Source organism: Actinomycetota bacterium, from assembly GCA_035640355.1.
Taxonomy (GTDB): domain Bacteria; phylum Actinomycetota; class UBA4738; order UBA4738; family HRBIN12; genus CALGFI01.
Window position 1 is genome coordinate 92,982 of record DASQWI010000009.1, and the last position, 20,166, is coordinate 113,147.

17 protein-coding genes are annotated in these 20,166 nt (G+C 67.4%); 10 read left to right on the top strand and 7 right to left on the bottom strand.

What is annotated here, in order from left to right; all coding sequences use genetic code 11:
* Window positions 1–33: 33 nt before the first annotated feature.
* Window positions 34–315 carry a hypothetical protein gene (locus VFA08_04930; protein HYZ12934.1) on the top strand — a complete coding sequence of 94 codons (282 nt, stop codon included), beginning with the start codon at window positions 34–36 and terminating at the stop codon, window positions 313–315.
* A 6-nt stretch (window positions 316–321) separates the two neighbouring features.
* Here the strand turns inward: VFA08_04930 and VFA08_04935 are convergent, their stop codons facing one another.
* From VFA08_04935 to VFA08_04950, 4 genes are read right to left on the bottom strand one after another with little or no spacing between them, the layout of a single operon-like run.
* Complete coding sequence (locus VFA08_04935; GenBank protein HYZ12935.1) at window positions 322–1,842, bottom strand: FGGY family carbohydrate kinase; 1,521 nt, start codon at window positions 1,840–1,842, stop codon at window positions 322–324.
* Window positions 1,839–2,894: an alcohol dehydrogenase catalytic domain-containing protein gene (locus tag VFA08_04940; GenBank protein HYZ12936.1), complete on the bottom strand. Its 1,056-nt coding sequence runs from the start codon at window positions 2,892–2,894 to the stop codon at window positions 1,839–1,841. Before VFA08_04940 ends, VFA08_04935 begins: the two co-directional genes overlap by 4 nt.
* Complete coding sequence (locus VFA08_04945; GenBank protein HYZ12937.1) at window positions 2,891–3,733, bottom strand: hypothetical protein; 843 nt, start codon at window positions 3,731–3,733, stop codon at window positions 2,891–2,893. The genes VFA08_04940 and VFA08_04945 overlap by 4 nt, the downstream gene beginning before the upstream one ends.
* On the bottom strand, window positions 3,730–4,470 hold the full coding sequence (locus tag VFA08_04950) for a GntR family transcriptional regulator (GenBank protein ID HYZ12938.1): 741 nt from the start codon (window positions 4,468–4,470) through the stop codon (window positions 3,730–3,732). The genes VFA08_04945 and VFA08_04950 overlap by 4 nt, the downstream gene beginning before the upstream one ends.
* Before the next feature lie 176 nt (window positions 4,471–4,646).
* Between VFA08_04950 and VFA08_04955 the strand changes: the two genes are divergently transcribed.
* From VFA08_04955 to VFA08_04975, 5 genes are all read left to right on the top strand, one after another.
* On the top strand, window positions 4,647–6,272 hold the full coding sequence (locus VFA08_04955) for an amino acid permease (protein HYZ12939.1): 1,626 nt from the start codon (window positions 4,647–4,649) through the stop codon (window positions 6,270–6,272).
* Window positions 6,273–6,390: 118 nt separating this feature from the next.
* Entirely contained in the window at window positions 6,391–7,776 is a 1,386-nt protein-coding gene (locus VFA08_04960; protein ID HYZ12940.1) for a glutamine synthetase family protein, read from the top strand.
* Between the two features lie 25 nt (window positions 7,777–7,801).
* On the top strand, window positions 7,802–8,527 hold the full coding sequence (locus VFA08_04965) for a type 1 glutamine amidotransferase (protein HYZ12941.1): 726 nt from the start codon (window positions 7,802–7,804) through the stop codon (window positions 8,525–8,527).
* A 39-nt stretch (window positions 8,528–8,566) separates the two neighbouring features.
* A complete protein-coding gene (locus VFA08_04970; protein HYZ12942.1) occupies window positions 8,567–9,586 on the top strand; it encodes an acetamidase/formamidase family protein in 1,020 nt (339 codons plus the stop codon).
* Between the two features lie 102 nt (window positions 9,587–9,688).
* Complete coding sequence (locus tag VFA08_04975) at window positions 9,689–11,263, top strand: APC family permease (GenBank protein HYZ12943.1); 1,575 nt, start codon at window positions 9,689–9,691, stop codon at window positions 11,261–11,263.
* Window positions 11,264–11,306: 43 nt separating this feature from the next.
* On the opposite strand, the gene VFA08_04980 is transcribed toward VFA08_04975, so the two are convergent.
* The 3 genes from VFA08_04980 to VFA08_04990 all read right to left on the bottom strand — a co-directional run bounded on the left by VFA08_04980 (window position 11,307) and on the right by VFA08_04990 (window position 15,308).
* Window positions 11,307–12,482, bottom strand: a complete 1,176-nt coding sequence (locus VFA08_04980) for an amidohydrolase family protein (GenBank protein HYZ12944.1) — start codon at window positions 12,480–12,482, stop codon at window positions 11,307–11,309.
* Entirely contained in the window at window positions 12,483–13,796 is a 1,314-nt protein-coding gene (locus VFA08_04985) for a glutamine synthetase family protein (GenBank protein HYZ12945.1), read from the bottom strand.
* A gap of 183 nt (window positions 13,797–13,979) precedes the next feature.
* Window positions 13,980–15,308: a glutamine synthetase family protein gene (locus tag VFA08_04990; protein HYZ12946.1), complete on the bottom strand. Its 1,329-nt coding sequence runs from the start codon at window positions 15,306–15,308 to the stop codon at window positions 13,980–13,982.
* Window positions 15,309–15,419: 111 nt separating this feature from the next.
* On the opposite strand from VFA08_04990, the gene VFA08_04995 reads away from it, so the two are divergent.
* The 4 genes from VFA08_04995 to VFA08_05010 are packed head-to-tail and all read left to right on the top strand — an operon-like array spanning window position 15,420 to window position 20,164.
* Complete coding sequence (locus VFA08_04995) at window positions 15,420–16,790, top strand: aminotransferase class III-fold pyridoxal phosphate-dependent enzyme (protein HYZ12947.1); 1,371 nt, start codon at window positions 15,420–15,422, stop codon at window positions 16,788–16,790.
* On the top strand, window positions 16,791–17,522 hold the full coding sequence (locus VFA08_05000) for a type 1 glutamine amidotransferase (GenBank protein ID HYZ12948.1): 732 nt from the start codon (window positions 16,791–16,793) through the stop codon (window positions 17,520–17,522).
* Window positions 17,523–17,540: 18 nt separating this feature from the next.
* Entirely contained in the window at window positions 17,541–18,881 is a 1,341-nt protein-coding gene (locus tag VFA08_05005; protein ID HYZ12949.1) for an aminotransferase class III-fold pyridoxal phosphate-dependent enzyme, read from the top strand.
* A complete protein-coding gene (locus VFA08_05010; GenBank protein HYZ12950.1) occupies window positions 18,878–20,164 on the top strand; it encodes a glutamine synthetase family protein in 1,287 nt (428 codons plus the stop codon). The genes VFA08_05005 and VFA08_05010 overlap by 4 nt, the downstream gene beginning before the upstream one ends.
* Window positions 20,165–20,166: the final 2 nt, after the last annotated feature.

Below are 20,166 nucleotides of genomic sequence, written 5' to 3' on the forward strand. Positions count from 1 at the left end.
CGCCGGTCGGAAGATGCCGATTACCCTCCCGTGATGGAGGTCATCGGCTTCGGCGTGCCGGGCTGGTCCCGGCCGGGTTCGTCCTCGTACGACTGGTGGCCGCTGGTCTTGCCAGTCGTGGCCATCCTCGTTTCCGCCTGGCCGTTCGGCCTGCGTCTCACGAGGCGATCCGCCGTCGCCCTGGCGGTCGGCGGGATCCTGACGGGATGGCTCGCTGCCTCGGTTGGGCTCGTGACGGCCGTAGCGCTCGGCGTCTTGGTGCTCGCCCTGGCGTCGGTCGTGTCCAGGCGTCGAACGAGACCCAGTCGCAACTGAGCGGCCTCAGGTGCCGAAGACGGGCTTGAGCGCGGAGTACACGTCGCGGTACCGGCGGTACGCGTCGTCGTAGGCTGCGCGCCGCTCGGCGTCCGGCTCGTGCTCGTCGGGCTGGAACGCCACGAACGCCTCGACCGCGCCGGCCACCGAACCGTGAACGCCCGATGCGACGGCCGCAAGGATCGCCGCGCCCGTTGCGGTGGTCTCGACGTTGACCGGCACGCGGACGGGGAGACCGGTGACGTCGGCCTTGATCTGCCGCCACAGCGGTCCCTTCGCCCCGCCGCCGACGATCGTCAGTCGCCGGACGTCCAGCCCCGCAGCGGTCATCGCCTCCAGGATGTCGCGGAGACCGAACGCGCTTCCCTCGAGCACGGCGCGTGTCATGTGCGCGCGCGTGTGCGCGAGCGTCAGGCCGTAGAAGACGCCGCGGGCCGAGCCGTTCCACTCCGGCGCCATCGCGCCCTGCATCGCCGGCAGGAACACCAGGCCCTCCGCGCCCGGCTCGATCCGTTCCGCCTGGTGCGACAGTAGGTCGTACGCGTCGCCCAGTCCCTCGGCCTCCGCGCCGCGCTCGATCGGCGCGAACTGGTCTCGCCACCACCGGAGGTTCCCTCCGGATACGAACCCCGGATTCTCGAGCAGCCACGCATCGGGGTCGGCGTGCGGATGACACTCGACGAGCATCGTCGGATCCTCGCGCGGTTCGGCGGACGCCGCGCATACCGGTTCGGCCGTGCCCACGACGTCGCACACCTCGCCGGGGGCGAAGACACCGGCGCCCAGCGTCGCGGCCATCTCGTCGCCGCACCCGATCGCCACGAGCGTCGACGGATCGAGTCCCGACGCCTCGGCGAACGCGGCGGTCACGTGACCGATCGGGTCGGTGCCGCCGCCGAGCTCCGGCAACATCGATTCCGGCACGTCGACCGCCGCAAGCACCTCTGACGACCATTTCCGCGAGCGGGGGTCGAGCAGCGCGAGTGACGACGCGTTCGAGTAGTCCACGGCGATCGGCCCGGCGACCTCGCGGAGAACGAACGTCCCCGGCGACATCAACCACGAAGCCTTCGCCCAGATCTCCGGCTCCTCGTCTCGCACCCACAGGGCCTTGAACACCGCGTGCGAGGAGTCGAGGTTCGCGCCGACGGATCGGTAGAAGTCCTCGCGAGAGATGTGCTCCGCGACGCGCGCCGCCTGGGCTTCGGCTCGCCTGTCCATCCAGATCATCGCGGGACGGAGCGCGCGGCCGGCCTCGTCGCACACGACCATGCCGTCCAGCTGGGAGCCGAACGAGATGCCCTTGACCGCGGACGGGCCCTCGGGAACCACAGACAGAACCTCGCGGACGCCGGCCGCGACGGCGTGCGGCCAGGCGTCGGCGTCCTGTTCCGCCGCGCCAGGAAACGGAAACGACGGGTCATAGGACTGATACGACGACGCGACGAGCTCCCCGTCGGCGGAGTACAGGGCGACGTTCGTGCCCTGCGACCCAACGTCACACCCGATCACATACGGCGGGCTCACGGGACGATCACCATCTTCAATCCGGTCCCATCCCGGATCGTCGCGAACGCCTCCCCGATCCGCTCGAGCGGGAACCGGTGCGTTACGACCGGCGCGAGATCGTCCTTCCGCCTGTTCAGGTAGTCCATCGTGATTCGGTACTGGCGATGGGTCGCCCCATACGCGCCGAGGATCGCCAGCTCCTTGTAGTGCAGCTGGTTCATGTCCAGCGGACTGACGGGGTCGTGCTTCGGCAGCCCGGCGAAGTACACGACGCGAGCGCGCTTGGCAGCCATCTCCAGCGCCGCCTGCTGGGCCTGCTTCGACGGCGCGGCGACGCTCACACGGTCGGCGCCGCGACCATCGGTTCGTGACACGACCTGCTGGACGCCGTCGTCGTCCTCACCGGTGACCCATGCGTCGTCGACGAACCGACCGACCACCCCGAGCGCCACGTCGAGACGGTCCTTGTTCACGTCGGTCATGTAGATCGTGCTCGCGCCTCGGTCCCTGCACATCACCGCCTGCCAACACCCGATCGGACCGGTCCCCAGGATCACGACGACGTCGCCGAGACGAACGTCGAGCATCTCGACGCCGTTCAGCGCGCAGGCGAACGGATCGGCGACCGTCGCGAGATCGGACGGCAGCTCGTCCGGCAGAGGGATGAGGTTCTTGGTCGCGATCGGCGGAACGAGCGCCCACTCCGCGTACGCGCCCGGAAAAGGATCGTAGCCGTAGAGCAGGTGCCGCTCGCACAGGTTGTGGAACCCGTCGACGCACCAGCGGCACTCACCGCACGTGAGGATCGAGCCCAGGAACACGCGGTCGCCGCGCCGGACGTCGGGCGGCAGGTCCGCGTCCGGACCGACCTCCTCGAGTACCCCTACCGGCTCGTGCCCGAGCTGCCACGGGACGGGCGCCCGGGGATCGCCGTTGAAGAAGGTTCGCGCATCGGTTCCGCAGATGCCGCATGCCTCGACCTTCAAGACCGCGCCGGCCGGGTCGGGCTTGGGCTCCTCGACGTCACGGACCTCGACGGCGTTCACATCGGTCATGAACGCCGCCCTCACGAGGCGACCCCAGTGCTCAGCTCCCCCACGAGGGCGTCGTGCGCCTTGTCGGCGCTCCACCGTTCGCGGATGACCCGCGAGAGCGCCCGCGTGATCGCCTCTGGCGACTCGTGCATGAAGATGTTCCGTCCCACCGAGCAGCCGATCGCTCCGGCTTCAATGGCGACCTGCATCCGCCACAAGAGCTCCTTGTCCTCCAAACGCGAGCCGCCGGCGAGCACGACGGGGATCCCATTGGCCGCCTCGACCAGCCTGCCGAACGAGTCGGCCTCTCCGGGCCAGTTCGTCTTGACGATGTCGGCGCCGAGCTCCGCGCACAACCGCACGTTCCGACGCAGGTACTCGAACCCGTACTGCTGTTTGAGCACTTCGACCGTTGCGTACGTGGTGGGGAACTCCGCCTCGGCGATGAACGGCATGCCGAGCGCGGCACACTCTCGACCTACTCCCGCCAAGATCTCGATCATGCCGGGCTCGGTGTCGCCTCCGAGCGCGGTGAACAGGACGACGGCGTCGGCGCCCAACACGAGCGCCTCTTCGACCTCGGCGATCTGAACGATCTGCGGCCGGTCCCCGTCGGGACTCCCCGACGCCGATAGCAACAACGCGAGCGAAGTCGTCGGCGCGAACGCCGGCTCCGCGACTCGGATCATGCCCTTGCTCATCATGATCACGTTCGCGCCGCCCATCACCGCCTCGGCCGTTCGCGACGCGATGTCGGCGAGCGGTTCGAGGAACGTTGGCGACGTCATCCCGTGATCGAGCGCGCAGATGATCGAGACGCCGGTCGGATCGATGACGCGCTTCAGGCGGATCGTCTTCCCAACGTGAGCCGTCACGAATACCTCCTTCCGGGCCCACGTCGGACCACGGAGAACTCGAACACCTCGGCCAGGTGGTGCTCGTGCGACGAGAGCACCGCCCGGCCGGAGGCCTCGTAATCGACCTGACGGATGTACAGGAGAAGCGTCCCGCGGGGGACGTCGAGCCTCGACGCGACGTGCCCGTCCGCTTGCGTCGGCTGGAACGTCGCGAACCCGTGGTGGACGACGATCCCGAGGTCGTGCTCGAGGGCCTCGTAGATCGAGACGCTGTCCAATCGCTCCACGACCGACTCGTCGCTGCGCGCGAGCCGGAGCGGGAATATGTCCCGCGAGAGCACGACCGGGCGCCCGTCCGCAGTTCGCGTTCGATCCAGCACGACGACGTCCTCGCCCGGCTGCAGCTCGAGACGTTCTGCCTCGTCTGCCGAGGCGGCCTCGATCCGCGCGGTCGCGTTCACCGTTCCCGGCACCATCCCCGATGAACTGATTGCGTCGGTCACGCCGAAGTTCGCATCGAGGTTGTTCGCCATGCGCGGACGCTCGGCGACGAACGTGCCAGCGCCGCGCGTTCTCCGGACTAGTCCTTCGTCCTCGAGAGAGCGGAGCGCCTCACGAAGTGTCGACCTGGAGACCCCGAGCTCGGCTGCCAGTTCGGGCTCCGGCGGCAGCTGGCTGCCCGGAGGAACGTCGCTGATGCGGGAAACGATGTTGCCGCGAGCCGAAACGGTCTTCGATCTCGATCGTTCGGTCACGCTGCCCCTCCCCGGCAGCAGTATTTGTCGGACAAGCGCGAGCGTCAAGCGGCGACGCGGTACGCAGTCGCACCAGCGAGGCCGCCAAGTCGCGCGCACGTCTGTTTGACATGAATCGCCCGTTCGAGGCTCAATACGGCCGCGAACGTCCTACGTCGCCAAAGGAGGGGTGGCACGTGGCTGAACGCAAGGTGGGCTCGGTTACCTACCGGGAGGTCGACGAGGAGTACTTCAAGCAACGGGGCCTCAGGCGCCATGCCGGCGTCTGGGCGCTCTGGGCGCTCGGTGTCGGCGCCGTCATCTCCGGCGACTTCTACGGCTGGAACTTCGGCCTGTCGACCGCGGGCTTCGGGGGCCTGGTCATCGCGACGGTTCTCATCGCCGTCATGTACTACGGCCTCTGTTACAGCATCGCCGAGATGTCGCCGGCCCTGCCACATACGGGCGGCGCGTATTCGTTCGCGCGGTCGGCGATGGGCCCGTGGGGCGGGTTCCTGACCGGTCTGGCCGAGAACATGGAGTACGTGATCACACCGGCGGTCGTCGTCGGCGCGATGGGTTTGCTTATGCAGTCCCTCGTCGTGTCGATCTTCGACGTCGCCGGCGACCCATGGTGGAACAGCGAGCCCGTCTGGTGGGCGATCTTCTACGTCATCTTCGTCGGGATCAACATCATCGGCATCGAGGCGACGATGCGGTTCACAATCGCGATCACCGTCCTGGCGCTCGCGGTCCTGGCCATCTTCTACGTCGCGGCACTGGTCAGCGGAGACTTCGACACGAACCTCTGGTTCAACATTCCCAAGGACTGGGCAGCGACCCCCGAAACGACCAACCAGCTACTCGCGGAAGGCGGCGGGCCGTTCCTCCCGTACGGCATCGGCGGGATCTTCAAGGCCTTGCCGTTCGCCATCTGGTTCTACCTCGCAATCGAGGAGATCCCGCTCGCGGCCGAGGAATCGATGGACCCTCGGCGTGACGTCCCCAAGGGAACGATCTGGGGGATGCACACGCTGGTCCTGACGGGCGCGCTCATCCTCCTGCTGAACAGCGGGGTCGGCGGCGGCGCCGGCGCCATCGGCATCTCCGGAACCCCTCTCTTCGACGGTTTCATCGGCATCTTCGGCGAGGGCTTCGCCGCGGAGCTGCTCGCGCTGTTCGGACTGATCGGTCTCATCGCGAGCTTCTTCACGATCATCTACGCCTACGGCCGGAACACGTTCTCGCTGTCGCGCGCCGGGTACTTCCCGAAGTTCCTCTCGGTCACGCACGGCGTGAGGCAGACCCCGCACGTGGCGCTGATCGCCGGAGCCGTCGTTGGATACCTCGTGGCGCTCATCGTCTGGTACCTCGGGCGTCAGGAGGGCGACTACGCGGCGCAGATCGTCGCGGCGTTGCTCTACATGGCGGTCTTCGGTGCCGTCATCTCGTACGCGCTGCAGTGCCTCTCGTTCATCATGCTGAGACGGAACCTGCCGAACATCGACCGGCCGTACCGCAGCAAGTGGGGGGTTCCGGGCGCAGCCGTGGCAGGCATCATCGCGCTGGTCTCCCTCGTGACGATGTTCACGAACGACGACTACCGTCCCGGCCTGTACGGGGTGGCCATCTACTACGTCCTCGGCGTGCTCTACTTCGCCATCGCCGGACGCCACCGCCTGGTGCTGTCGCCCGAGGAGGAGTTCGCGCTGACGAAGGGAGAACGCGGGGTTCCGCAGAAGTCATACGAGACATCGGAGGCAGCACAAGAGGAGATTCTGCGAGGCGCACGCGAGGAGACGCCTCGACAGGTCCCGAACTGAGCGCTCGAGCGAACGGATCGATTCGGACGGCGGGCCCGCGAACGCGGGCCCGCCGTCCGTTTGACAGCCCGAGCGCACCGTTCTCTCATAGCCGCGATCCCGATCCGCGGAGGCGAACGTGACAGCGAACACCGGAACGCTCGACGCCAAGCAACTCGAGGAGCTTGCCGAGCTGGGCCAAGTCGACACGGTCCTGTGCATGTTCACCGACCTCCAAGGGCGGTTCATGGGCAAGCGCGTCGTGCCCCACTTCTTCCTGGAGGAGATCCTCGGCGAGGAAGGGCTCCACGCCTGCCTGTACCTGCTGGCCATCGACATGGAGATGGAGCCGCTCCCCGGCTACCAGTACGCGAGCTGGGAGACGGGCTACGGCGACTTCCGAATGATCCCGGACCTGTCGACGCTCCGGTGGTGCCCCTGGCTCGATAAGACGGTCATGGTGATCTGCGACATCGCGGACGAGGAGACGCGCGAGCCGGTCGAGGTGTCGCCTCGGCAGATCCTGAAGCGGCAGATCGAGCGCGCCGCCGCGGCCGGCTACACGATCAAGACTGGATCCGAGCTCGAGTTCTACCTGTTCCAAGACGGATTTCGAGAGCTAGCGGAACGCGGGTACCGCGGTCTGCGTCCCTCCTCTCCGTACATCATGGACTACCACATGCTCCAAACCACTCGCGACGAGTGGGTCATCCGTCAGATCCGCAACGGCATGTTGGGCGCCGGCATCCCCGTGGAGTTCAGCAAGGGTGAGTTCGGCCGGGGCCAGCACGAGATCAACATCACGTTCTCCGACGCGCTGTCGAACGCCGACCACCACGCGCTCTACAAGCACGGCGTGAAGGAGATCGCCGAGATCAACGGCGTCGCCGCCACGTTCATGGCCAAGTGGACGATGGCCGAGGCGGGTTCGAGCTGTCACCTGCACTCGAGCGTGTGGAACGCCGACGGCTCCGAGAGCCTCATGTGGGACGAGAACGGCGAGCACCACATGAGCGACACGTACAGGTGGTACCTCGGCGGCCTCATGGCGTGCGCCCGAGAGATGGCGTGGATGTACGCGCCGTTCGTGAACTCCTACAAGCGCTACCAGCTCGGGTCGTGGGCACCGACAGCCATCGTGTGGAGCCGTGACAACCGCACGTGCGGATTCCGAACGGTCGGGGAACACAAGGGCTCGCGCGTCGAGTCGCGCATACCCGGCGCCGACGCGAACCCCTACCTCGCGTTCGCGGCGACGATCGCCGCCGGACTGTGGGGCATCGAGAACAAGATCGAGCCACCGGCGATCTTCCGGGGCAACGCGTACGAGGCGAAGGATGTGCCGCGCGTGCCGTTCTCGCTGCACGAGGCGATCGAGACCTTCCGCGACAGCCAGGTGGCGCAGAAGGCGTTCGGCACGTTCGTGTTCGAGCACCTGTTGAACACCGCCGTCCAGGAGCAGGTCATCTTCGACAACACGACGGTGACGGATTGGGAGCTCGCCAGGTACTTCGAGCGCGGCTGACGACTGTCGGCGGTACGGTTACGGCGTGACGCCGATCCTGCTCGTCCGCAATGACGGGTTCGAGACCTTCGGCGTGGCTCCCGGCGCGCTCGCCCGCGCGGGCATGGACCTCGTCACGGCGAACCTGACCGACCCGACTGTCGAACTGCCTCCGCTCGACGACGTCGCCGGCGTCATCACGTTCGGGGGAACCGTCAACGTCGACCAGGTCGACCAGTACCCGCAGCTCGGCGCGGTGCGGCAGTACACGCGCGAGGCCATCGACCGCGGCGTGCCGTACCTCGGCATCTGTCTTGGATCGCAGATCCTTGCCCGAGCGCTCGGGACCGAGGTCGTGAAGGGCCCAGTCAAGGAGGTCGGGTTCGAGCCGGTGCGGCTCACATCCGACGCGAAGGAGGACGCGCTCCTCTCGTTCCTCGAACCGGAGGAACGAGTGATGCAGTGGCACGAGGACACGTATGCCCTCCCGGAGGGTGCAACGCTGCTCATCACCGGAGACCGCATCCCGGTTCAGGCATTTCGCGTCGGCGAGACCGCGTGGGGCGTGCAATTCCACCTCGAGGTCGAGGCGTGGGAGCTCGCCTGGTGGATCGAGTCGGCGGACGCCGCGATGGACCTCAAGTCCACGTGGGGCAAGTCGGCCGATGAGATCCGGGCGGAGGCCGAACGCCACATCGAGCGGCACGAGGAACGGGGACGGGAGATCTTCGCGCGCTTCACCGACGTCGTGCGTACGAACACACAGGGATAGGATCGCCGAGCCTTACCAGGCCGCGAAGGAGGACAGGCGATGACCGACCTGAACGTCGTCACGTATCGCCCCGAGCGCGCCGAGTACGCGTGGACCTTCGGCGGCGCCGCACCCGTGATGAAGGTCAAGCCCGGCGACGTCTTGGAGCTGTGGACCGACGACTGCTTCGGCGGCCTGATCGAGACCGTCGATGACATGCCTTCGGACAAGATCACCGCATTCAACCCTCAGACTGGACCGTTCCACGTCGAGGGCGCCGAACCAGGCGACACGCTCGCGTTGCACTTCGTGTCGCTCGAACCCGCGCGGGACTGGGCGGTGTCGACGACGTTCCCGCTGTTCGGCTCGCTCACGTCGACCCTTCGAACGGTGACCTTGCAGGACGCCCTTCCGGAGATCGTGTGGCGCTACGAGGTCGACCGTTCACGCGGCACGGTTCGGTACGAAGCGCGGAACGGCGACCAGACCATTGATCTTCCCCTCGAGCCGATGCACGGGACCGTCGGCGTCGCGCCGGCAGGGGGCGAGGCGCGTTCGTCGCTGGTCCCCGACGCGCACGGCGGCAACATGGATACGCCCGAGATGTGCGCCGGCTCGACGTGTTACCTCGGCGTCAACGTCGAAGGCGCCCTGTTCTCGATCGGCGACGGTCACTACCGGCAGGGCGAGGGCGAGACCTGCGGCGTCGCCGTGGAAGGCGCGATGAACACCGTCCTCGTCGTGGACCTGATCCCCAGCCGAGCGACGCCATGGCCGCGCCTGGAGAACGACGACTACATCATGTCGACGGGTTCGGCGCGCCCGCTCGAGGACGCGTTCCGGATCGCGCACGGCGACCTGGTGATGTGGCTCGCCGAGGAGTTCGGGTTCGAGAAGCTCGACGCCTACCAGCTCGTCTCGCAGATCTCCGAGAGCCCGGTGGCGAACGTCTGTGACCCCAACTACACGTTCGTGGCGAAGGCTCCGAAGCGGTACCTGCCGCGCTCGGACGTCTACGCCTCGACCCGGGGCCGCCTGAAGGAGATGGCAGCCGAGTACATGAGCCGGCGCGACGCCTAGAGCGGCTTGGCTGGACAGCCGCACCGCTTGCGGTGCAGGATTCTCTGAACGAGGCCTGGGCGGCGGCTCGGCCGACCGTCCCGTCACAGGGAGGGGTGTTGCATGGCTACGAAAGCCGACGAGCACATGATCTCCGAGAGGGTCGCGCCGGTCCTCGTCGCCAGGACGCTCGGGGCCTTCGACCTTGTGGTGATCTTCGTTGCAATTGTGCTGTTCATCAACAACGCGGCCGGCGTGCAGTTCGCTGGACCGTCCGTGTTCATCTTCTGGATCCTCGCGTTCCTGACGTTCCTCATCACTGGTGCCTTTGTGACCGCGCAGCTCGGGCGGATGTTCCCGGAGGAGGGATCGCTGTACGTCTGGACGCACAAGGTGCTCGGACCGTTCTGGGGGTTCTTTGCCGGCTTCGTCGCGTGGTGGCCCGGCCCGATCTCGCTGGTGTTCATCGGAGTCCTCTTCGCCAACTACCTGCAGCAAGCCGCCGTGTTCATCAACCCGGATTGCGAGTTTCCGTGCCTCTTCACGGAGAACTGGCAGATCGGTGTTGTCGTCCTGGTCGTGATCTGGTTCAGCGCGCTGATGTCTTATCTGAAGATGCGCGTCACGATGAACTACGTGAACGTCCAATTCTTCGCGTACGTCACGGCGATCTTCCTGATCGGGTTCGCCGGGGTGTGGTGGCTGCTCCAGGGCAACGGCACGTCCACGGACTTCGGCGCGGGATGGAACCCCTTCCACGGTGAAACGTTGGCCCTTGGCCTGCCGGCGAATCTCACGTTCTTCTCGTTCGCGATCCTCGCGCTGTTGGGGATCGAGACGCCGCTGAACATGGGCGTCGAGGTATCGGGCGGCGAGCGCGCTATCCGAACGTTCCTGCTCTGGGGCTGCGTGATCGTGATCGCCGCATACCTCTGGGCGACTTGGGGGAACATGGTCGTCATCGAGGCCGGCGGCGCGAACGGGACCACCGGCGGGATCGAGACCGTCGGTCTCGCGCTCGGCAGATGGCTCGGTGCGGCGGTCGGGCTCGTCCTGGCGTGGGTCGTGTTGACGGTCGCGGTCGTCTACAACTTCTCGTTCGGACGCCTGCTGTTCGTCTCCGGACTCGAGCGTCGCCTGCCCCACCAGATCGGGAAGGTCAACCGCAATCAGGTGCCCGCTATCGCGATCACGCTCCAGAGCGTGATCTCCACGGTGATCGCGGTCGTCGTGTTCATCATCCTTGGCGCAGGCGAAAGCGACCCGTACCGATACTTCTACGCGCTCTACGCCGGCGTGACGATCGTGTGGTGCTTCTCGACCGCGCTGCTGTTCCTGGACATCTTCTTCGCGGAACGCGCAGCCCCGCGACGGTTCGAGGAGGCGCGTCGCGTTTCCCGGTCGGTCCTGAACCTCAGCGGGGCCATCGGGTTCATCGCGAACATCCTGGCGGTCCTGTTCATCTTCGTGGGCTCGTGGTACCCGATCTCCGATGCGAACCCGACCGGCTGGGAGCTCGGGGATTGGAACGTATGGATGGTGGGGATCACCGTGGTGTCGGTCGTCACCGGCATCGTGATCTACCTCATCTCCCAACAGACCCGCCGCCGCATGAGCGACGAGGAGCTGATAGCGCGGGGTGTCGCCCAGGAGGAGATCGCCCAGGACATGCCGCGCGGCGTCGAGCCGACGACGTGACCTGGACGAGGCCGGCGCCCGCCCGCGCGCGGGCGCCGGCCCGCTATACCGTCAGGCCATGGAGCCGGCGGCAGGCGCCGGCGAGGACGAACGCCCCCAGCGTGTGCGCTTCGTCCGCGGTGACGTAGTCGCGATCGACGAATCCTGACAATGCCCGTTCGAGGCACGATCGGGCGAGCAAGGCGGACGCCCAGAACGCCTCCGGCTCTCCGGCCTCGTCCGAGCCGTACAGCAGCTTCGCCGCCGGAACGGTTCCCACCAGCATCTCCAGAGCCCACTCGACCTGTCCCCATCCCCATGGGATCAGCTCGGAGAGCTCGAGATAGACGTTCGGCAGGACCGAGGCGACGTATGCCGCCTCGCGCACCCACGGGTAGCCCGAGTGGATGAGAACGACGGGTTGATCCTGAACGTCGACGAGAAGCGGAAAGATCGATATCGGCGATGCGTGCGCGAGGTTGATGTCGGGATCGCCACCGCCGCAGTGGAAGTGGAACGGCCGGTCGTGCTTCTTCGCGATCTCGAGGGTCCGCCGGATCAGGAAATCGCGGACCGGCTTGGCGTGCTGTCGCTTCTCCGTCCACGAGTCGTTGCGCCAACGGGAGAACGCGTCCGCAGCCTCCGTCGCGCTCGGGTCGCCGACGTCCAGACCGGTGCGGTAAGCGACGATCGACTTGAACGCGACGCAGTTCGGATCGGACGCCGCGTCGGTCGCCTCGGCTTCGACGCCACCGATGAGCTCGTCGAACGAGCCGTCCCGGTGAAGGAGGATCCACGGCTCGAGCCGCGCGACGCGATGAACGGTTACGCCGACCGTCTTGGAGAACTCGTCGGCCGGGATGGGCGGCTGCGGGAAGCCCTCGTCGGAAAGCACGGCGACGATGCCTGCTGCATCGAGCAGCCCCTTGGTGTACCCGGCGGCGTCGTTCTCGATCGCCCCGGCGCGCGCCGTGGTGACCGCGTCTCGCGTCGGCTCGCACCCGAGGTGCTCGGCGAGCCATCGCCGCATCGCCAACGCGAAGACTGTGGAATCGGTGAACGAGTCGGCGATCGACCACAGGTCGTCGTGGACGTGAGAGGACGACGAGAACGCTTCGCCGAGGAACATCATCCGCGTGTCGAAACCCTCCGACGAACGCGAGACGAGGTCATCGAGGCGGTAGGGATGGACGTGCGCGTCGACGATCTCCACCTCGGAGAGGTCAATCGTCTTCGCCATCTAGTACTTCCACCGATGCGCGCGAACCGCTTCTTCCGGATCCATGTCCTCGTAGGCGTCGCGTTCGGCGCGACGCGTCGCGACGAACGCGTCGAACAGCACGTCGCCCATCGCGCGACGGAGCATCTCCGACGCCTCGAGCTCCTTGATCGCCTCACCGAGCGTCGCAGGTAGCTGACGGACACCGAGCCGCCGCCGCGCCTGTTCGTCCAGGTCGGCGGGATCGTCGAGCACGGGCTGGGGAAGCGACAGGTCGCGTTCGAGCCCGTCGATGCCGGCAGCGACGATCGCTCCGAGTGCCAGGTACGGGTTCGCCGCCGGATCCATCGACTTCACTTCGAGGTTGGCGGCTTGCGCGCGGCCGCCGACCATTCCCGTGATGAACCGCAGTGCAGCTTCGCGGTTCTCCCTCCCCCACGCCGCCCACGGCCCGCTCCAGCGATGCGGCTGGAGGCGCTGGTAGCTCACCACCGAAGGAGCCGTGATCGCGGTGAGCGCCGGCAGCGCGTCGAGGATCCCCGCGGTGAACGCCTCGGCCTCGCGCGTCATCCCTTCGGGTCCGCGACCTCTGTCGAACAGGTTCCGCCCTCGACGGTCCCAGATGCTCAGATGCAGATGGGCGCCGTTCCCGACGAGCCCCGCCCACACGACCGGTGCGAACGACGCCGCGAAGCCGTGCGTCCTGGCGACGGCGCGGATGGTGTGCCGGACGACCAGGTTCGTGTCGGCGATCGAGATGCCCGGAACGTGAGGCACCGACAGCTCGAGCTGCCCGGTCGAGTACTCGGGATGGAACTGCATCACGCCTGTGCCCTGCGCCTCGAACGCGCGGATCAGCGAGGTGGCGAACGGCTCGACGTCGACGAGCGCGATCGACCCGTAGGCCGGGCCGTTGTGAGCCGGAACGGGATCGGTCTCGCCCTCGGAGGTGAAGGTTCGCCGGCCGAGGAAGAACTCCACCTCGTAGCCGCCGCGCAGCTCGAATCCCGCCGCTCCGAGGCGATCAATCGTCGTGCGAGCGAACGTGCGTGGACAGGCCGGGTACTCCTTACCCTCCTGATCGAGCTGGTCCACCGGCGCGAGCGCCCAGCCCGGGCTCGCCGCGAGCGGGACGGTCGCTGACGGATCGGGCATCAGCCGGGTGTCGCCGACGGGTCCGTGGATGTGCGGCGACGAGGTGATGTTGTCGTCGAACAGGAACACGCTGAATACGGGCGACAATCCGATACCGAAGCGCACGGCTTCTTCGAAACGACGCAGCGGGATCGTCTTCACGAGCGTCACGCCGGCCGTATCGACGATCGGCAGTGCCACGGCCTCGACGCCGGCGGCGGCGAGCCGGCGGGCGACCCGCGCCGCCGCGTCCGAACGAGTTCGTGCGCCGCGACGAGTCGACGTTCCGCGTCGAGGCGAAGGCCCGACTCTGCGCGTGGAGGAGGCGCTCTTGCGAGTCGTTCGGCGGCGGCCTGCGCCGTCCGTCATGGTCAGGCAGCTCCCTCAGAACAGCTCGAGGTACTCGGTCCGCTCCCAGTCCGAGACCGCATCCTTGAACCGCGACAGCTCGTACCGCCGCATCGTCGTGTACGCGGCAACGAACTCCTCACCGAAGAACTCCTTTGCCGCCGGCTCCTGCTCGAGCGCGTCCAGGGACTCCTCGAGGTCGGTCGGCAGCTTCTCGAACGAGTCGTCGTCCTCCGCCGGCACGCCGGGCTTCGAAGGCTCGGGAGCGGGAAGGCCCTCCTCGATCCCTCGGAGACCGGCTTGGATGAGCGCAGCGCCCACGAGATACGGGTTCGACAGCGCCGATGGCGCACGGTATTCGACGTGCCTGCTTTCCGGCGTGCCCCCCTTCACTCGCACGAGCGCCGAACGATCCTCTTGACCCCACGAGATGTTCGTGGGGCTGAACGTGTGGCGCCGCCTGCGACGCAGGCAGTTCACCGTCGGCGCGATGACTGCGTCGATCTCCCGGGCGTACTTGAGCAATCCGCCGATGAACGACCGAGCCGCTTCGGTCAACCCGTCGGCCGCATCTGGATCACCGAACGCGTTCTCCCCGGACTCGGCGTTCACGAGCGAGAGGTGCGTGTGGCACCCGCTCCCGGCCGAATCGCTCCACGGCTTGCTCATGAACGTCGCGAGGTAGCCGTCCTGCTTGGCGATCTCCTTCACGCCGTTCTTGAACGTGAACGCATCGTCCGGCCCGGCGAGCCCGCTGCCGGGAGCGAAGTTGATCTCCCACTGCGAGCCGGCGTACTCACAGTTCGACGTGATGATGTCGACCCCTGCCTGTGGCATCTCGTCGAGGATCCGCCTGATCGTCGGGACGTAGTCGTTCCGAACGGTGTTGAAGATCTGGTACCCCGAGAACAGCGGCTCGTGCGTCTCGGGCGTGAGGAGGTAGAACTCGAACTCAGAACCCATTACCGGCTCGAACCCCATCGAACGGGCCTTTTCGAGCGCCCGACGGAACACGTGACGCGGGGTCGCCGCGAGCGGCTGACCGTCGTACCACGTCGCGTCGCAGATGAACCGAGCCGTTCGGTCAGCCCACGGGATCACCGTCGCCGAATTCGGATCGGGAAACAGCAGCTGGTCCCCGTATCCGCGCTCCTCGTGGTAGAGCGTGCTCGGCACGACGTCGGAACGCGAATCGAGCACGCTGGTCCCCCCGTACATGTTCAGCCCTCGCGAGGCGTAATCGGTCGCGTGGGCGATCGGGATCGTCTTCGACCGCGAGATCCCGTGCATGTCCGGGAGCTCGAAACGGACGTATCCGATCCCGTCCTTCCGCCAGTCCTCGAGGACCTGCTCGACCTCCGCCATACCTCGGCTCCTCCTCGCGGTCGCGACAACGGTTCGGTGGCTCGGTATAGCGTGAGGACGGGCGAACGTGCAACGCGAGTACGCTCATGAGGTTCGAGGAGGGCGGGTCAGGTGCCTGAGACGTTCATTGAGAGCCGGCGTTCGCACGTGTTGCCTCTCGAGCTAACCAAGCCCATGCCGGTCGTCGCTCGCGGCGAGGGCGTGTGGATCGAGGACTCGTCCGGCCGCCGTTACCTCGACGCGATGAGCGGCGGCTCCATGGCGGCCACGCTCGGACACGGGCGCCGCGACATCGTCGCTGCGGCCCGGGCACAGGCCGAGAAGCTCGCGTTCGTCCACAACGAACGGCTGACGAACCCGCTGCAGGAACGGCTCGCAGCCGAGCTCGTCGACGTCGCGCCCGAGGGGTTCACGCGGGTGCGCTTCACGGTGAGCGGTGCCGACGCCAACGAGATGGCGATCCAGCTCGCGCGGAGCTATCACGTCGAGCGCGGCGAGCCCGAGCGGTGGCAGGTGATCTCGCCGACGCAGGCGTACCACGGGCCCACTATGGAAACGCTGGCGCTCACCGGACGACCTGGATTGCACGGCCCGTTCGGCCCGTACATGCCTGATCACCTCCACATCCCGCCGAGCACGTGGCGGTTCGACCCGTCCGGCCGGGCGGCGCTCGACGCGCTCGATGCGGCGATCGACGAGGCTGACGGAACAATCTCGGCGTTCTTCTGCGAACCGATCAGCGCCGCCGCACTCCCGGCATACACGCCGCCGGGCCGATTCTGGGAAGGACTCGCGGAGCGGCGTGAACGCCACAGGTTCCTCGTCTGCTTCGACGAGGTCGTCACCGGCGTGGGGCGAACGGGAGGATGGTTTGCCGGGGCGGCAACGGCGTGCCCGCCGGACATCATCGCTACTGCCAAGGGCCTCGGGGCGGGGTACGCCGCCATCGGAGCCGTCCTCGTGCGCGATCGCGTGTACGACGCGATCGCGAACGGCTCCCGGAAGTTCACTCTGGGGCACACGTGGGACGGCGCGCCGCTCTCGTGCGCCGTCGGTCTGGCCGTGCTGAACGCGCTCCGGTCGGAGGGCCTGATCGAACGCGTCGCCGACCGCGGCCCTCGTCTGCGGGACGAGCTCGAGCGTTCGATCGGGGACGTCGCCATGGTCCGCGAGGTTCGAGGCCACGGCTACCTGCTCGGCGTCTCGTTCGTCGACCCTCGCGACGGCGAGAGCTTCCTGCCGCGCGAACTGCGGGTGGGCGGTCGCATCGACGAGGCGGCGTTCGAGAACGGACTGATCACCTTGTCCACGCAGCCGACCCGCGACGGCTACGCCGCCGACCAGACCCTGTTCGCGCCGGCGTTCACGGCGACCGACGACGACTTGGACGAGATGGTGTCGCGGTTCGCCGACACCGTTCACCACGTGGCGAAAGAGATCGAGGCGGAGCTGGGGATGCTCTCGCCGACGGGAGGTTCCTAGATGGGGTCGACCGACCGACGCAAGCTGCGCGCGCTGATCCTTCAGCACGAGGATCCAACCCCGCCTGGCCACGTCATGGAGTGGCTCCGCTCACACGACGCCGAGATCGAGATCCTCCGGATCGACCTCGAGGACCGCGAGATCGATCCGACCGACTACGACCTCATCGTCTCGCTCGGATCGGAGTACGCAGCGTTCGACGACACGAAGACGTTCGTCGTCCGCGAGGCGACGCTGATGCGCCGAGCCGTCGACGATGACGTACCGATCCTGGGTTTGTGCTTCGGCGGCCAGCTGCTCGCTCGGGTGCTCGGTGCAGAGAACTACCGGGGCGAGGTGGCTGAGATCGGTTGGCTCCCCGTGCGGAGCGAGGACGCGCAGCTCGTTCCGGAGGGGCCGTGGTTCCAGTGGCACTTCGACACGTTCACCAAGCCACCCGGCGCGACGGTCATCGCAACGACCGACGCCGGATTGCAGGCGTTCGTGGCGGGTCGTTCGCTCGGACTGCAGTTCCACCCCGAGGTGACCATGGACATCATGGACGAGTGGGTCCGCGTCTACCGCCATGAACTGGACGGCGACGGTGTCGATCCAGATGCGCTACTGGAGGAGACCAAACGGCTGGCGGACGCGAGCAAACAAAACGCCTTGCAGCTGTTCGAGCACTTTTACAGCGACGTGGCCAAGCTCGATGAACGCGCCGAGGCCACGGACGAGCGCGCGGCGGGCTGACTCGGAGAGCCACGAAACGTGACCGGGACGATCACATCCGACCGAACGAGCGTCTTCCCGCGATTCCTCGACCTTCCGTACCCGAACGTCGAACGCGGCGAAGGCGTATGGCTCGTCACCTCGGAAGGCGAACGCGTCATCGACGCGTCGTCCGGCGGGGCGATGGTGACGTGCCTCGGATACGGCGTCCCCGAGATCGTTGCCGCGGCAGCCGAGCAGGCCGATCGCATCGCGTACTTCTACAACCATCACTTCACGAGCGAACCTGCCGAGCGTTACGCCGACCGCCTGCTCGAGGTCGCCGCCCCAGAGATGTCGCGGGTGCGGTTCGTCTCGGGAGGTTCAGAGGCGAATGAGACCGCTCTGCAGCTCGCTCGCCTGTATCAGGTAGAACGCGGCGAGCCCGAACGCTGGCGGGTGATCTCGCCGGCACAGAGCTACCACGGCTCGACGATGGGAACGCTCGCGCTGAGCGGTAGAAGCGCCGTGCAGGAGCCCTACGCCCCGTATCTGGCGAACCACCTGCACATCTCGCCGAGCACGTGGCGGTTCGATCCGTCGGGGGAAGCGGCTCTTCGCGAGCTCGACCGAGCGCTCCAAGAGGCGCAGGGCACGGTCGCCGCCTTCTTCTGCGAACCGATCAGCGCGGCCGCGCTTCCCGCCTACTCGGCCCCGGATGCGTTCTGGCTGGGACTCGACGAACGGCGCCGAGAGCACGGGTTCCTCGTTTGCTTCGACGAGGTGGTCACGGGTTTCGGCCGGGTGGGGAGTTGGCTCGCCGCTCACCAGCTGCCGATCGAGCCCGACATCGTCGCGGTCGGCAAGAGCCTTGGCGCGGGCTACGCGCCGCTTGGGGGCGTGATGTGCCGTCGACACGTCTACGACGCGATCGAGGCCGGCTCCGGAGAGTTCGACCTCGGTCACACCTGGGACGGCGCGCCCCTTTCGACGGCGGTCGGCCTGGCGGTCCTCGAGGCGATGGTCGAGAAGGCGCTGGTCGACCGCGTTCGCGGCCGTGGACCGCGTCTGCGACAGGAGCTCGAGGCGGCCGTCGGTTCGTTTGAGATCGTCCGGGAGGTTCGCGGCCGCGGGTTCTTGCTCGGGATCGAGCTCGTCGATCCTCGCGACGGCGGATCCTTCTTGCCCGTCGAGCTCCCCGTCGACGAGCTCGTCGATCGGACCGCGTTCGAGCACGGCGTGCTCGTGACGTCGACCCATCCGCAGGCGGACGGGCTGGCCGGCGATCAGGTCCTCCTTGCGCCTGCCTACGTGAGCACCGACGACGAGCTCTCTCAGATGATCGAGCGCTTCTCTGCGGCCCTAAACGTCGTCGAGAGAAAGATCAAGGCCTCCCTGTGACCACGCGCGAGGAGTTCGTCCTGCTCGGCGTTCCCGACGTGCACGGCCAGATCCGGGGGAAGGCGCTTCGGCCGGACGCGTTCGAGACCGCCGTCGAGCGCGGCACCGTGATGACGGACCTGATCCTGGGGCTCGATCCAGTGGACGCGCCGATCACCGACTACGAGCGGTTCGGCATCAAAACGGGCGCGGCGGACCTGATCGTTCGTCCCGACACGGACACGTTGCGCGAGCTCGCGTGGCGGCCGGGATGGCGCGTGTGTCTCGCCACGCCGAGCTGGCCCGACGGGTCGCCGTGTGAGCTCTCATCACGCGAGGTCTTCCGGTCCATCGTCCACGACGTTTCGTCGCTCGGGCACGAGGTGATGTCGGCGATCGAGTACGAGATCCGGATCTGGGACGCGCAGGGCGCGCCGACCTCGACGGGCGTCAGCTACTCGCTTCAGGAGATCGGCGGCTACGAGGGATTCCTGGCCGACCTCGTTCCCGCGCTCGAGAGCCTCGGGATCGAACTGTCGGCGGTTCACACCGAGGCGGGGCCGGGTCTTCTCGAGCTCAACGTGAAGCCTCGACGGGGGATCGCTGCGGCCGACGACGCCGCGCTGTTGAAGTTCGGGGTCAAGCACGTCGCCGCGTCACGCGGGCTCCGCGCCAGCTTCCTGGCGAAGACGAACCCGGGCGAGGAAGGGTCGAGCGGCCACGTCCACATGTCGTGCTGGACGGACGACACGAACGCGTTCGCGGCGGGAGATCCCTCGGCCGAGGCCCCCGCGGTGTTCGCTTCGGCGATCGGCGGCGTGGTCGAGCACCTCCCGGCAGCTTCGCTCCTCCTCAATCCCACCGTGAATTCCTATAAGCGCCTCGTCCCCGGTTGGTTCGCCCCGATCAACGCGACGTGGGGGTACGAGAACCGGTCGTGCGCCGTCCGCGCGATCCGTTCTGAGCGAGAAGACCTGTGGCGGTTCGAGTGCCGAAGGCCGGGAGCCGACGCGAACCCGTATCTGGCGCTCGCGGCGATCGCGGCATCCGCGGCCGACGGCATCCGAAGGCAAGCCAAGCCGCCGGAGCCGATCGAGGGCGACGCGTACGCGCGACCCGATCTCCCGGGGCTACCGGGTTCGCTCGAAGCCTCTCTGCGTGCGTTCGAAGCCGATGCCGTCCTCCGACGGGCGTTGGGCGAGGGCTTCAGCGAGTACTACGCCACGTCTCGCGCGTGGGAGTTGAAGGCATGGCGCGAGACGGTGACCGACTGGGAGCGAGAGCGGTACGAGCGGGCGGTATAGCC